The sequence below is a fragment of the Rickettsia monacensis genome, from assembly GCF_000499665.2.
Classification (GTDB): Bacteria; Pseudomonadota; Alphaproteobacteria; order Rickettsiales; family Rickettsiaceae; genus Rickettsia; species Rickettsia tamurae.
In genome coordinates this window covers 244,425-259,204 of sequence record NZ_LN794217.1, presented here as the reverse complement: position 1 = coordinate 259,204, position 14,780 = coordinate 244,425, and the positions used below count along the sequence as shown (strand labels likewise).

Sequence of the window (14,780 nt, the reverse complement as noted above, 5' to 3'; positions counted from 1 at the left end):
CTATCATTTACCTCCACCCGTACCGCTTTCTGAATCCCCGCCTTGCTGCTCTCCCTCTTTACGCTTACCTCCAACATCCGGCTTATCTCCTACCGGCGGCTTACCTTGCGAAGCCATAGCAGCATCCTTAAGGAAAGCTGCTCCTTTCTTTACTAAATCAACGATTTTAGTTGGACTTGCCGTTACTGCATCCATATTAGGACCGTTAGTTAAATCAGCGGCAAAACGCCCTATAGATTTAGAAAAATAATAAAAAATAACCGAGAATACTAATACGCACAAAAGTTCCGCTAAAATAGATACAACATCTCTAACAATTGATTTTATTGGGAAAAGTATTAATAAATGCTCTTCCCAACCTTCACCCGCATAATATTGTAACATTTTATATCCAAAACTTTCCTGACATTTATCTGCCCCACCGACAGGAAGCCTTAACTCAAAAGTACTAAATCTAATATCCCCTTTTTCATAATCATATCTAAGGAATTCACAATTTTTAAATATTACAGAATCATACATAGTTATTAATAAAGCTATAAAACCTGCTATTACTGCCGGCTGCAATGCACATGAGATACATACTTTTAACCACCCGTCAAAATAAGCTTTTGTACGAGTAAATAGAGCCATAGGAATGAATATAGGAGAAATATATGTCATAACGTAAATAGTAATCATGCAAACTAAATAATGCGTAATAAAATATAAAAGTATAGATAAAAATATTACAGAAAATACTAAACCTGCTGCAAGTATAATAACGTTTCCGGCCATAAAGAATCCAAACATAACGGCAAAAAATCTCAGTGCTCCTGCTTTACTTAAATCTTTTGGTCTATCATTTTTGCCATCAGGATCAAAATTAGGTATAGGTGTATTATTACCACCGGGACCATTGCCGATCGAATTCCCTAAAACTCCATTCTTATCTATATTATAAAGTAAATCCAAGCCAAGATAATAACCTATACGGCAATCAATAGCATCCCATAAACCATAAAATTTATAACCGTCTTTATACTTTGAATTATCAAATTGACATAATCCTATAGAACCTGCTGCATTAAAGATCATCTGTGCAAAGTCCGGTGCCGCTCCCGTCAAAAGAGGTAATCCATATTTTAACATACCGTTTTCTTTTGTCGGCTGACCACCACTAAAATCTAAAGGTCCAAGACCGATAGAAAAATAAGCAACGAATAAGAATTTTATTACAAAAAGAGCTATTTTTTCAGTACTTGCATATTCTTTATTTAGAGCCATATTAAAGGCAAAAAACATAGTATAAAGAATTAGTGCCGCACCTATAATTCTCTTTAAATAACCTTGAAACGTAGAAAAAGCAGCAAGATTAGTTATTCTAGAATTTTGATCTTGAGAACTACAACCATTTCCGGCAAAAAATATTTTATTAAGCGTTTCGCTCAAACACTGAACTGCAAGACCGGAAAAATTAATTAACGATTGACTATAATTTGCTCCCGTATAGCAACTTTTTCCTATATTACAATTTTCATCAGGCGGAGTAGGCGGCGAAGTGGCACTTAAAGATTTACATGCTACCGGCATCAGTCCCCTTGACGTAGGCATAACTAAACATAGATCATTATCCCATTTTTTAACCGTTAAAACGATATTCTTTAATACAGGATTTGCTCCAAGATCAAGATTATTATCAGTACTTAAATCACTAATCTTCTTAGAGTCACCTTCATTTAAAGTATACATGGTACAATGGCTACTACTACCTTCTACATTTTTAAAACAAAACGTTATACTAGACGCAACTGAGTTACAATTACCTCTCGGATCTTTCATATCAATATTACGAATTATATAGCCATATGCCGTGTCCTTTTCTAAATACCCATCTGAAGTAGTCGGTAAACTAGAACATGATTCTCCAAAGCCGGCAAAGCTAGCTAAGCTTACAGATGCTATATAAACTATAATAAATATTTTTAAGGTTTTAAGAGTTTTCATTAGAACTATTATCTTTTTTTTCTGTTACTACGCCGCTTTTTACTAACTCATCCCATGCCTTTTCAGCATTTGCATGTCGTTCTGATACTTCTCCTCCTTCTTGTTCCCTTACTCTTCCTCCTCCGCTTGCTACTAGTTCATTCCATGCTTTTTCTACTTTCACACGTTTATCTCGAATCTCTGCATTTTCCCGTATCTGCTTTACTCCTGTCGGATTTTCATGTTCCTTTAAGTTAAAACTATAATCAATTACTCCTGAACCCCTACTTGTACTGTCAACTTTTTCTTGCGGTGACGTAGTAGTATTATCTTCTTTTCTGTCGTTTTCTATATTTTTATTTTCTTCTACCTTTGCTTTTTCTGACTTATTAAGTTCATCAGCTAATTTATCAAATTTATTAGTTACACTATTATCCCTTTCTCTTATCTCAGTTACTACACCGCTATCGACTAATTCATTCCATTTCTTTTCTGCATTCGCACGTCGTTCCGATGTTTCTTCACCTTGCTGATCTCTTATTCTTCCTCCCCCGCTTACTACTAATTCGTTCCATACTTTCTCTACTTCTGTACGTTTATCCCGAATCTCTACATTTTCCCGTATTTGCTTTACTCCTGCCGGATTTTCATGTTCCTTTAAGTTAAAACTATAATCAATTACTCCCGTACCTTTACTTGTATTGTCAACTTTTTCCTGTAAAGGCGGAGTATTATCAATCTCTTTTTTACTTTCTTGATTATTATCTCTTATGATTTTTCCAACACTTTCAGCTTCAATATTACTTTGCGGTGCAGGTGTAGAAATAGAAGTTCTAATACTAGCAGGCGGTGGTGAAACAGCTTCTGTAGGAGGAGGAGTAACAACATCTGATCTTGCTTCACTACTTACAGTTTTTGAGCTAGAAGTTGCTACAGAAGATGAAGCTGTCGGCATTGTTACCGCAGGTGCCGACGTACCCCCGCTTGCAGCAATATTATCATTTGATAGTCCGCCTTTACCTACCTCTAAATCACTTGCTCCTCCACCTTGACCAGCTTTTAAATCACCAACTCCTCCTCTACTTGCTATCTGATCGCCCCCCTTAGTTGCAGCACCCGCAGTAGCAAGTACTGCCATAGCTGCCTTAAATATTGCTTGCGGTTTTATAGCAACATTATTAAGAGCTACTCCTTCCGTCATATCTGCAGCAAATTCAGCTAGCTGACTACTAAAATTATACATCAAATACAATGTAAAACATGCCGTAACTAACGCAAGCAAAATATTTTTAATTTTTTCAAAAAGCACTTTTGGAGACATGAAAAACATTCCGGGACCCAAAACTACTCCCGATAAAAACTGGAATTTAGCAAGAAATTTATCGGTAGGGGTATCACCCGGTTTACTATCGACAATTTCACTTACACTATCTTTTGCAAAGTTAAATGCCGTGGTAATAGGGTTATTTAACATATAACCTAAACTATTTTTACAACTTTCTACGGCATCTTTATCAGGATATTGTAACGTATCATCCCAATCATTATTAATGTAAAATATTAAAACATCCCTCTTAGAGGTAATACCACCTTGAATTTTGTCTTCTATACTATTGTGAATTAACTTGCTCTTATATTGACATTTACCGTAGAAACCATAATCATATACCGAAAACATCGTGATCATAAAAGTAACTACCACCATAGGCTGTAGCAAGAACGAGATCATTAGTTTAACCCAGCTATCAAAATAATTTCTTGTATATGTGAATAAAAACATAGGTACAAAAAGAGGAGCTAAAATACCGAGTATTACTATAGATATCATACACATAATCGTTGCATTAACCATAAAGGCAGCAACCGAAATCACAAGTAACGGATAAGAAAGAGCGAGTGACACCAACATCATATTACCGGAGATTATCGCCGGAATTAGCAAATAAATATATGGTGGAGCACTAAAACTAAAGAAATCAAAATTTAAAAAATCATGGCTTCGATAAGCATTTTCGACAAGTAACGTAGATAATATATCAAGTCCTAAATAATGAGCTACTCTACAATCTAATGCATCCCATAATGCAATATAAGAAACGGTACCGTCATAAGAAAGATTATTAAATTTACATAAACCGGACGGAGCAGCATTCATAACCCAACTTGCTAAACCGTTTATACCGTCAAGTAAGAAAGGAAACGCCCACTGAATCATACCGTCTAACCGGTCATACGGAGAGCCATTACCAGGGGTTATATTAATTCCTATTGAAAAATAAGTTACGAATATCATTTTCAATATAAAATTTATATACTCACTTTTTGGCGGTACTTCACCTGCAAGTAATAGTTTAAAGCCAAAAAACATAACATATAAAGTTAGAAAAGCCGTAACTATTTTATACATTCCTACTTGGAACTGAAATAATGCACTATCTTGCCTTGAAGCCAAATTAACCACTTGGCTTACATTATCAAAACTACAAACATCTTTACTAATTAGTAATCTAGCAATCATTTGCCTCATACATTCTATAAGAGGAGAAGTCATGACTACTGCAGTTTTTGAAGCATTATAAGCTTTTTGATAACACCCGTCGCCTGCCGCACTACAGGAAACTAAGGCTAAAGGATCGGTAGGCGTTTCATTTGGATCTTCAATAAAATCCTTATCTGCTACATCAATAAAGCTATTATACATGGATTTCGGAAACGGCTCTTTCATATATTTACAGCCGACGGGAACGTATCCTGTAAACCCCTTTGTTGAAACACATATTCTATCTTTATCTTGAATAACTTTCCAATATATTACAGGGAAGCCTACATCAAATGCAAAACCGTCATCACCAGGCTTACCGCTATATGGAACATAATAATCTTTCTTATTATTTTTCCACGCTTCTTTTATATCATCCCAAGGATCACTCCCTGTTAATACGGCTTTAGCGATCGCAAGTGCCGATTTTGCTACGGCAGTTGCCCTGGCTACAATTAGTTTAGCATTACTACATAAAGCAAAACGTAATTCCGGATTTTTAGGATCAATTCTATTTTCACGAGTACATTGACCTCCTGGAAAATTTCCAAACTTACTATCGTTAAACAAATCTTTATCATTTATTTTAAGCTTTAAAAACGTATTCATGTATAAAACGGGAGAAACAAGATTCATTACCGCAAAAGTAAAGAACGGAGCAACAATACATGTATGAGAGAATTCACTACGTAATAAATCACCTACGCCTTGAGTTTCGCAAGTTAAACCGCTTAAAACATCTACAATGCTATCAAGAGTATCTTTAGCATGAGTTTTAGTAACTAGCCCTAAATTTAGGATAAAGCTTAGTACTAATGTTATAAGTATACTACGAGGAAATAATTTCATAACTAGTTACTTGCGTCGTATTGTAACAATGTAATCCCGTGGCTTGACCACGTGATCTCAGGATACAGTCTGTGAGACAAGATCCCGCGGTCAAGCCACGGGATGACAGACAGGAATCTATAATGTTTTAACTGCTTCATAAAATATAGGTAACCATTTATCCGGATCATTGCCGTGTTTCTCTCTAATTTGATCGAGCAATATTACAGTCTCAACTCTACCAGATAAAACACTGATTATGTTATCCATGCCATCTAAGCTAACCTTTGCAACTACGGCATCTATTCCTTGTTTTATTAAAAAATAACGTGTAGTAGGGTCGGTAGTTTTAATTAAAATATATTCTCGCTGACTTAACATAAATGCACTACGATAAATATCCGTAGCTTTCAAATTAGGTAAAAAAATCTGCGTAGCTGTTTGTTGAATCAACGTATCACTAATTTTACTTTTTGCGGCATCTTCAACACTCTGCGTAGCAAATATAACAAAAGTATTTAATTTTCTCAACACTTTTAACCAATCTTTGATCTTAGGTGCAAATACCGGATTATCGATTAAAGCCCATGCTTCATCAAGCACTATCATAGTTTTCTGCCCATCTAAAGAGATATTAATACGATGGAAAATATATAACAATACCGGTGCAAGGCTTATAGGATCTTTAAGTAATTCAGTCATATCAAAACCGAATACCCTTGCTTGTTGTAAATCAATATAATCTATTTCATTGTCAAATATCTTAGCGTGTGAACCTTTACCGACCCACATTGCAATCCTACTTGCCAAACTATTTGGTGTATCAATACCAAGAAATGCTATAACATTACTAAGCTTTCTGTCTTTTTTTTCTAATCTAAAATTACCGTTTACCGCTTGAGATAAGATTTTATTATCTTGTGCAGTTAAACTTTCACCGTTAGAAGTTACAAGCACGCGAAGCCACTCTAAAATAAACGTTCTATTCTCACTAGTATCTTCAAGCTGTAAAGGGTTAAAGTTGCATTTTAAACCCGGATCAATTACTGTATAAACTCCGTTTAAAGCACGTATAAATATTTCTGCTCCTCGATCTTTATCAAAAAAGAACATACGAGGTTTGAATTTTTGTGCTTCCGCACATAAGAAATTCATAAGAACTGTTTTACCGGCACCGGTTGGACCGATAATTAGAGTATGTCCAACATCCCTTACATGGAAATTAAAATAAAACGGCGTACCTGAAGTAGTATCAAGTACTGTGACATATTCTCCCCAATGGTTATCTCTAATTTTACCGAGCGGATAATTATGTTGTGAGGCAAAGCTAGCCATATTAAGAGTATTTATAGTGGATTTACGCACTATATAATCCATATTTCCTGGCAACTGTCCCCAATAGCTAGGTTCCATGTTAACTTTTTCTCTAACCGGCTGAATTCCTGAATTAGAAAGCTCAACTGCTGCCATTGACAATATATCTTCCAAAGCTTTAATATTATTTGCGGAACATAAAAGCGATAAATGATGCTCACCGAAACCGATATCACCGCTAGTGGCCATATCAAGGGCCGTATTAATTTCAGCAATTTGTGAAGTAGCCTTATCACCAGATTTTATCATTCTATTTTGCTGTAATTGCATTTTACCGATCGCTATTGTTCTATTAGCAAAGATAAAGCTTTGAGTCATGACAAATTCAAAAGGCATTTGCAGGAATCCGTCAAAAATTCCTGCCGAAGTATTAGGACCGTATTCAAGTATACTGATTATTCCGGCATATTTCTTGCCAAGCGGACTTCTTGCTTCAATAGTACGAGAATCAAAAAATAAGCGATGAGTCGGTAAATATTCGTCAATAGTACCACGCGGTAATGCTATAGGACCTGGTGAATCGCCGCAATTGATTAAAGATGAAAGGAATTCTAAAATTTCACAATAACTACCTGACTGCGTTTGACGAACTCCAAGTAATCTTGCTCCATAACTTCTGAATGTATTAACCACTCTAGTTGACATTTCTTGAAGATTTTCTTTCATCTCTTTCATGTCATTTTCCCAAGCGGTTTTATTAGATTTTTGTCTAAGCTTCTTTAGAAAATACTCAACTATAGCAGCACCGCCGGTATCAGGCTTATATAAAATACTAACATATAATTCATTAAAAAACGACCTAGCACCCGCATGCTTCTTACGCCATTCTGCACCTAAATAAGTAATAAAATCATTAGGGACTTTTACGGTAGGATCATAAGTAAATTCCGTATCGTCAAATATTACTGCTTTACGTCTTCTAATAGTATGGAAATACATAACGATATTTCCCGAAGCCATATTTTTAAGTAAGGCATTTCTGATATTCTTTTTAATGTCTAGATCTTCATCATCAGCAGTTTCAAAAGAAAATCCGTTTATTTTAATAACTTGTAATAAAGAATTATCTTTCGTTAAAATAGTATTACTATCCCAATGACATTTATAAGGAATAAAATGCGAAGTGGGTCTTTCTTGTTTAGACCTTAATTCTTTAGCTACTCTAGTTCTAAATAACTTCATTATCTCACCTGATTTAACTATTTTGATTTATTTTATACCTCTTTTTATGTCATTCCCGCATAGTATTCGTGGATACCAAGTCGTCATTGCGAGCAGCCGTAGGCTGCGTGGCAATCCAGAAAAAATAATAAAAAAATTCTGTAAATCAGAATTTTTAACTGGATTGCTTCGTCAAAACTTGCAGTTTTTCCTCGCAATGACGACTTGGTATCCACGCGGGAATGACATAAAACTCAAATATTATACGAATTTGCTCCGTAGTAAAATTTATTAGGACATTGGCTAGTTTTTGACATTTTATTTAAATATAGCTCTATGAATCTCGGTTCTTTAAAACATATAATATAAGCTACCAAATGCAAAGCAGCTGCAACGAACAAAATCATAATACCGTTATTCCAAATAAATACTATCATCGTCATTATCATATTTAATGCAGCAAACTTAATACTTACTCCAAATATCATCGGCGGTCTAGTTAACCCTACAAATAAAAGATCGGATGCTAATGCTCCTGCCATAAAAAACCTCTATTAATTTATATTAATATCAAACATAGTTGACAATATTGAATTCGGTGCTTCACTATTCACAAAATGTACGTAACCGTTATTATTTTCAAGTGCATTAACTGCTATCTTAATTAATTCTTCTTCGATGAAATTATTACTATCATCTAACATTGATTTCAACAAGTTAATATCTCGTATTTTTATATTATACGGTAACGTCTCGGATACCTGCAATATCTCAATATGGCAATATTAAATTTCCGCACTTAATGCAGAAGCAATTGTTGCTACCGTTAAGTTAACATTTAATAAATGTGTTTTCTCCTGATCGTCGCTCGCAAACGGTGCTATCACGGGTATAATATTATTATCTTCAAAATTTAATAAAATTTCCGGATGAATCATAATAGGCTCACTCAAAAAACCAATATTTATAACATCATGATTTACAATTTTTCGGTGAGATAATTTTGATTTTTTTGCTTGCAGTAAATTAGCATCCTTACCTGAAATACCAACTGCATAACAACCTATACTACTTAACTTTGTTACTATAATTAACGTAACTGGATAAAATTTCCATAATAATAGGATCATTTAGAGAACTATAGTCGCTTATTTTACTAATTTTTTGACTAAAATTTTCATCTATTTGTGATATTAAAGACGAACTTCGTAAATCAATATGATCATGTACTATATATATTTAGCACCGCACATCTCAAGCAATCTAACAGATTCAATAAAAGCCGTAAATAATTTATCGTCAATAATAATAGTAGCAGGTAATTTTAGAACTATTGCTTGACTCTTCAGTTCACTACTACACTTTATTATATTCTTAATTATAGCAATGTTATTTAATGAAGAAATACTATCTACCTCTTTATTTTTGAGGTTTGATGCATTTTGCCAAACTAGCTTTAAGTTCTCTTGCACCTTCTTTACTCCTACTACTTACATACATAACATTACATGAGTAGTTTAAAGTTGCAAGAAAATTCTGTGCTTCATCGTTAAGGTTTTTATGATCCGTAACTTTATCCGATTTTGTGAAAATAATTTGAAATTCTCTTTTATTTGCAAGTAATAGCTCAGCTACTTTCTTATCGTTTTCTTTTATACCCCTTCTTGAATCAATCAATAAGTTAACTAACCATAAATTATGACTATTTCGTAAATAATAACTAATTAACACTTCCCACTGCTCTTTGACTGATATAGGAACATTAGCAAAACCATAGCCGGGAAGATCAACTATAATAAGTTTATCTGCAAGGTTAAAGAAATTGATTTGCCTAGTACGCCCCGGAGTATTAGAAACTTTAGCAAGATTTTTATTATTACATATCGTGTTTATTAGGCTTGATTTGCCGACATTTGACTTACCGACAAAAGCAATTTCCGGCAATGAAAAATTGGGGATTTGATTTATATTCATAACACCGGCTACAAATTTAGCTTGATGACGAAAAAGCTTACTGCCATCAGTCGATTTTGTAGGCACTATTTTCTGAGTAGTCATAATTTGCTTTCGTATTGGATGTAATTAGGCATTGCCCGCGTGAATACCGAGTCGTCATTGCGAGCGGGCATTGTTGCGTGGTTCAATTTCACCTCTGATCATCCCGTGGTCAAGCCACGGGGGGTGGACACAGTGGGTTTTACCGGTTCACGCAACAATGCCTTGCGAGCGACTAAAAGGATTGTGGCAATCCAGTAAAATAATAAAAAAAATTCTGTAAATCAGAATTTTTGACTAAATTGCTTCGTCGAATTACTACGTAATTCTTCTCGCAATGACAGGAAAACCAAACCATGCAACAACACTGAGTTAGGAATGGCATCAGCAGACTTCAATAACGCTATAAGTGAGCTAGAATGACATTAAAATATGGTAGCGGGGGCTGGATTTGAACCAACGACCTTCAGGTTATGAGCCTGACGAGCTACCGAGCTGCTCCACCCCGCAATAATTGAGAATTGACGATTTATCTGTGTTATATTTTGACTTAGTCCAATACTATGTGAATATTGTTAGTGTCATTCTTGCGTAGATACCGAGTAGTCGTAGACTGCACGGCAATCCAGAAAAAAATAATAAAAAAAATTCTGATTTACAGAATTTTTTACTGGATTGCTTCGTCGAATTACTACGTAATTCTTCTCGCAATAACGATTTGTTATCCACAAACAAAGCCTAGCTAGCTTCTTTCTTACTACCGAAAGAAAGACCTGAGAATCTTTTATTGAAATCACTAACACTTTTGTTCGATTGATTTACTACATTTCCGGAATCTTTATTCCATGCCGGATGCTTTCTAAAATCAACATCCATTAAAATTTCACCTGTAGGATGAGTAGACATTGTTTCAAAAACATCGATTCCTACTTTAATCAAAAACTTTTTATATTCTGGATGTATACCGCTTTTCATAATGATTTTGCCGTTTTAGTCTGAATTATTTTTTTCTTAATAGCTCTAGCGTTACTTGATAAAACATTATCATCGGCTTTTAGAATATATGCATCAAAACCGCCAGCTTTTTCCACTGAACTAATACATCTAGCATTAACCGATAATCTATATTCCCCGGCTGTTATATAACTTGTAAACTTAACTGACCTTAAATTAGGCTCAAAACGTCTTCTAGTTTTACGTTGAGAATGTGATACGTTATTGCCGTATAAAACACCCACACCTGTGAGTTCGCACTTACGAGACATAAGCTAAATACCTTAAAACTTATAAATATACAATAGATAAAAAATATAAAGTAATACTCCCCTAGTGTCAAGAGATAATTATGGTCCATTTAGTGAAGAAATAAAGATAGGTACGATATATTTATATGTAAAATAGGCACAAGCCAAGCCTAACATAGTACCGATAACGATTATACGGAATTTTGCAGGACTAAAAATTAAAATAACTATTCCAAGAATAATTACTATTTTTATTATATCGTCTGTCGTATAAGAGCTAGAATTTATAGCATAAACATTTAGGTTTATACCTAGAAATATTACTATACATAATAAGTTCTTAAACATTTTATACCTCTATAGGACCGGTAGTTAATCCATTTATAAATTGTTTTAAATAAGGATTATCACTATTACGCATTTCATCTTTACTACCGTACCATTTAATTTTTCCTTGATAAATCATAGCTACTTCTTTAGCTATTTTTTCGGCACTAATCATATCATGAGTTATAGTAATCGTAGTTGCCCCTAACTCTTCTTGGATTTTTATAATTAATTCGTTGATAACATTTGCCATTATAGGATCAAGCCCTGTGGTCGGTTCATCAAGGAATAAAATCGACGGTGTACTACAAATAGCCCTAGCAAGGGCTACTCTTTTTTGCATTCCTCCCGATAATTCGGAAGGGTAAAGATCGAGTATTCTAGGAGACAAACCGACAGAATTAAGCTTTGCACCGGCAAGGTCGTTTTTTTCTTTCTTAGATAATTTTTTAGTCTCAAAAGTAATATTATCACGTATATTTAAGGAGTCAAATAATGCTCCACCTTGGAATAAAAAACCTATACCGTCCATAATCTCAAATTTTTGTTTACTTGAGATGTCTTGGATTTCTACATTATCAATAAAAATTTTACCTTTATCAGGTTTAATCAGTCCTACTATATTTTTAATTAGAACGGATTTGCCGCTACCGGAACCACCTAAAATAACTAATGAACTGCCCTTTTTTACATCCAAATCTATTCCGTCTAACACCTTATGATTAGCAAATGATTTATATAATGACCGAATTTTAATTTTAAATTCTTCTTTTTCACCCATATTTATACTTTAAAAAATAATTCGGTTATTAAATAATTACTGATTAAGATAAGGATAGAAGAATTTACTACTGCCGAGGTAGTAGCTCTTCCAACTCCCTTAGCCCCTTTACCTGAATAATAGCCGCTATAGCAACTTATTATAGAAATAATAAATCCAAAAACTCCCGCTTTAACAAGACCGGAAATTACGTCAATCGGCTCCAAATACTGAAAAGTACTGGTTAAATAAGCTGCACTATTAAAATCAAGTTTATATACCCCTACCAAATAACCGCCCATAACACCAATTATATCCCCGATTAAAACAAGACAAGGCATTGTAATAATAGCTGCTATTACTCTTGGAAAAACTAAATATTTAATAGGATCGGTAGATAAAGTATATAAAGCATCTACCTGCTCTGTTACTCTCATTGTTGCTATTTCGGCGGCGATTGATGCCCCGACTCTTCCCGCTACCATTAGTCCGGCTAAGACAGGTCCAAGCTCTCTAGTCAGCGACAATACTACTACCGTTGCAATGGAACTTTCAGCTGAGAAACGGGAAAAACCAGTATAGCTCTGTAATGCAAGTACCGCCCCTGAGAAGAAAGTTGTCATCGCAACAACCGAAAGCGAGTGAAAACCGATAAATAATAATTGTCTGATGATTAAACTCAAATATAAAGGCGGTCTTATGATACTGCTAACGGCAGCAAAACTAAATAGAGAAAAACTGCCTACACTTTGTGCAAACTTTATAGTACGTTTACCGACCGAATTAGCTATATTTAATAACATTTGTGTATATTTATAATTATTATCTAAATCGTCATTGCGAGCAGCCGTAGGCGTTGTTGCATGGATCGAAAAACCTACTCGATGTCATCCCCGCATAGGCGGGGATCCAGAAAAATAACTTCAAATATTGATATAGAAGTTACATATTTGATAAAATAAACATATAAAAACAAGTTTTTTATATGTTTTATTGGATTCCCGCCTACGCGGGAATGACATAAAACGATCCATGCAACAAAGCCGCAACCGTAGGATGCGTGTCAACCTCATGAAATAATAACAAATTCCTGAGATTGCTTCGTCAATTACTTCGTAATTTCCGTAGCTCATGATGCTTACTTATAAATTCTCTTATATCTATTACCAAGACTAGTTAATACCTCATACCCGATAGTACCTATAATACTCGCTATTTTATCGGGCGTGCAATGATTTCCGATAATTTCCGCTTCCTGCCCTAGAAAAATATCGGACGGTGGTAGATCGGTAACATCGATATTTATCAAATCCATCGATATTCGCCCTACTATAGGAACGCTGCAACCGTTAATAAACACCTCGCCTTGATTACTAAAGTTACAGCTATATCCGTCGGCATAACCAAGCGGTAACGTTGCAATGACACTATCACGCTTAGTTGTAAAAGTCATATTATAACCGATATGGCTATCTAGTGTCAAATTCTGTAAGTGGATTATAGGAGCTTTTAAGTTTACAGGATTTTTCATTACAGGGTTAAGACCGTATAAGGCTGCCCCCGGTCTTGCTAAATCAAAATGGTAATCCTGTCCTAAAAATATGCCGCCGGAATTAGCAAGGCTTGCTTTGACGTTTGGAAAATATCGTAAATAAGCTTTAAATCTGTTTAATTGTTCTAGATTATAAGAATTATCTATTTCCTCGGATATAGCTAGATGGCTTATAATATATTGTAAATCTAGCCCTTTTAATAAATCACGATTATTAATTAACTGCTCTATTTCATCATGAGTTAATCCAAGGCGATTAATCCCTGTGTTAAAATGTAAATAACAAGGCAATAATCGGTTTTTCAAATTACTAAATTTTTGCCAAATTTCTATTTGTTTTAAGTTATTTAGAACAGGTGTTAAATTATATTCTATCAGCTCTAAAGCATCATGTTCAAAAACGCCGTTAAGCACTAAAATATTAACATCTACTCCTAAAGCTTTGCGTAAATTCACTCCCTCTTCACTTGAGGCTACAAAAAAATGCCTACAATTTTCTTCTATTAAAGCTTTAGAAATTTGTACTGCTCCAAGACCGTAACCGTTAGCTTTAACGGCAGCACCGACTAATGAGGTTTTGCAAATATCTTGTAATAAAAGGTAATTATTTTTTATTGCAGATAGATTTATTTCTAGAGTACATAAACTCATAATATATTTCTTAACTCTTTTACGATGATAGACAACACAGGTATTATATGAAATTTTGTAGATAAGTCACTTGTTTCTATAGTATCCGTGATAAAAATATTGTCTAAACGAAGCTAATAGAGAGGAATTTGTACGTCAATCCGGTACTCGCATCCTCACGTACTAAAGTGTACGCTGCGGTGCTGCGTTCCGTGTTTCCTACAAATTCCTCTCTATTAGCTTCGTTATGCAAGAGGTCTATTATCGAATTTTTAGAACCAGCAGAAAGCACTGCATGAGTTATAAAAGCACTAACCGATAAAGCCGAATGTTCTTTTAAAAATCTCGCTGCTTTTACTATTGTTTCACCGCTATCTATAAATATCATCCTGTTATTGATATCAT

General features: G+C 34.5%; 12 protein-coding genes, 1 tRNA gene and 1 pseudogene. All 14 read right to left on the bottom strand.

All coding sequences use genetic code 11. The features are described 5' to 3' along the window. Positions 1-3 precede the first annotated feature (3 nt). Positions 4-1,986, bottom strand: a complete 1,983-nt coding sequence (locus RMONA_RS01285; protein WP_023507286.1) for a TrbL/VirB6 family protein — start codon at positions 1,984-1,986, stop codon at positions 4-6. Beyond that, positions 1,973-5,353, bottom strand: coding sequence for a TrbL/VirB6 family protein (locus tag RMONA_RS01280; RefSeq protein WP_023507285.1), 3,381 nt, complete (start codon positions 5,351-5,353; stop codon positions 1,973-1,975). The genes RMONA_RS01285 and RMONA_RS01280 overlap by 14 nt, the downstream gene beginning before the upstream one ends. Positions 5,354-5,470: 117 nt before the next feature. After that, entirely contained in the window at positions 5,471-7,888 is a 2,418-nt protein-coding gene (locus tag RMONA_RS01275; protein ID WP_046058379.1) for a VirB4 family type IV secretion/conjugal transfer ATPase, read from the bottom strand. Between the two features lie 233 nt (positions 7,889-8,121). After that, positions 8,122-8,409 carry a type IV secretion system protein VirB3 gene (locus RMONA_RS01270; RefSeq protein WP_023507283.1) on the bottom strand — a complete coding sequence of 96 codons (288 nt, stop codon included), beginning with the start codon at positions 8,407-8,409 and terminating at the stop codon, positions 8,122-8,124. Between the two features lie 12 nt (positions 8,410-8,421). Beyond that, positions 8,422-9,339 (bottom strand): annotated as a pseudogene (locus tag RMONA_RS01265) (amino acid kinase family protein). Then, positions 9,287-9,925, bottom strand: coding sequence for a ribosome biogenesis GTP-binding protein YihA/YsxC (gene yihA / locus RMONA_RS01260; RefSeq protein WP_023507279.1), 639 nt, complete (start codon positions 9,923-9,925; stop codon positions 9,287-9,289). Before yihA ends, RMONA_RS01265 begins: the two are co-directional and overlap by 53 nt. 370 nt (positions 9,926-10,295) lie before the next feature. Then, a tRNA-Met gene (locus tag RMONA_RS01255) sits at positions 10,296-10,372 on the bottom strand. A 228-nt stretch (positions 10,373-10,600) separates the two neighbouring features. Then, complete coding sequence (rpmE, locus tag RMONA_RS01250) at positions 10,601-10,837, bottom strand: 50S ribosomal protein L31 (protein WP_023507278.1); 237 nt, start codon at positions 10,835-10,837, stop codon at positions 10,601-10,603. After that, a complete protein-coding gene (gene rpmB, locus RMONA_RS01245) occupies positions 10,834-11,127 on the bottom strand; it encodes a 50S ribosomal protein L28 (RefSeq protein WP_023507277.1) in 294 nt (97 codons plus the stop codon). Before rpmB ends, rpmE begins: the two co-directional genes overlap by 4 nt. 78 nt (positions 11,128-11,205) lie before the next feature. Beyond that, positions 11,206-11,454 (bottom strand): DUF5510 family protein, encoded by a 249-nt coding sequence (locus RMONA_RS01240; protein ID WP_008579686.1) that lies wholly within the window; start codon positions 11,452-11,454, stop codon positions 11,206-11,208. A 1-nt stretch (position 11,455) separates the two neighbouring features. Continuing rightward, complete coding sequence (locus RMONA_RS01235) at positions 11,456-12,214, bottom strand: ABC transporter ATP-binding protein (protein ID WP_023507276.1); 759 nt, start codon at positions 12,212-12,214, stop codon at positions 11,456-11,458. A gap of 2 nt (positions 12,215-12,216) precedes the next feature. Next, complete coding sequence (locus tag RMONA_RS01230; protein ID WP_023507275.1) at positions 12,217-12,996, bottom strand: MlaE family ABC transporter permease; 780 nt, start codon at positions 12,994-12,996, stop codon at positions 12,217-12,219. Between the two features lie 335 nt (positions 12,997-13,331). Then, complete coding sequence (locus RMONA_RS01225; protein ID WP_023507274.1) at positions 13,332-14,396, bottom strand: alanine racemase; 1,065 nt, start codon at positions 14,394-14,396, stop codon at positions 13,332-13,334. Between the two features lie 103 nt (positions 14,397-14,499). Beyond that, positions 14,500-14,763, bottom strand: coding sequence for a palindromic element RPE1 domain-containing protein (locus RMONA_RS01220; protein ID WP_023507273.1), 264 nt, complete (start codon positions 14,761-14,763; stop codon positions 14,500-14,502). Positions 14,764-14,780: the final 17 nt, after the last annotated feature.

Excerpts from the sequence above, each read along its gene's own strand:
- RMONA_RS01285 (WP_023507286.1), bottom strand. The coding sequence starts at position 1,986 with ATGAAAACTCTTAAAACCTTAAAAATATTTATTATAGTTTATATAGCA.
- RMONA_RS01280 (WP_023507285.1), bottom strand. The coding sequence starts at position 5,353 with ATGAAATTATTTCCTCGTAGTATACTTATAACATTAGTACTAAGCTTT.
- RMONA_RS01275 (WP_046058379.1), bottom strand. The coding sequence starts at position 7,888 with ATGAAGTTATTTAGAACTAGAGTAGCTAAAGAATTAAGGTCTAAACAA.
- RMONA_RS01270 (WP_023507283.1), bottom strand. The coding sequence starts at position 8,409 with ATGGCAGGAGCATTAGCATCCGATCTTTTATTTGTAGGGTTAACTAGA.
- yihA (WP_023507279.1), bottom strand. The coding sequence starts at position 9,925 with ATGACTACTCAGAAAATAGTGCCTACAAAATCGACTGATGGCAGTAAG.
- rpmE (WP_023507278.1), bottom strand. The coding sequence starts at position 10,837 with ATGAAAAGCGGTATACATCCAGAATATAAAAAGTTTTTGATTAAAGTA.
- rpmB (WP_023507277.1), bottom strand. The coding sequence starts at position 11,127 with ATGTCTCGTAAGTGCGAACTCACAGGTGTGGGTGTTTTATACGGCAAT.
- RMONA_RS01240 (WP_008579686.1), bottom strand. The coding sequence starts at position 11,454 with ATGTTTAAGAACTTATTATGTATAGTAATATTTCTAGGTATAAACCTA.
- RMONA_RS01235 (WP_023507276.1), bottom strand. The coding sequence starts at position 12,214 with ATGGGTGAAAAAGAAGAATTTAAAATTAAAATTCGGTCATTATATAAA.
- RMONA_RS01230 (WP_023507275.1), bottom strand. The coding sequence starts at position 12,996 with ATGTTATTAAATATAGCTAATTCGGTCGGTAAACGTACTATAAAGTTT.
- RMONA_RS01225 (WP_023507274.1), bottom strand. The coding sequence starts at position 14,396 with ATGAGTTTATGTACTCTAGAAATAAATCTATCTGCAATAAAAAATAAT.
- RMONA_RS01220 (WP_023507273.1), bottom strand. The coding sequence starts at position 14,763 with ATGATATTTATAGATAGCGGTGAAACAATAGTAAAAGCAGCGAGATTT.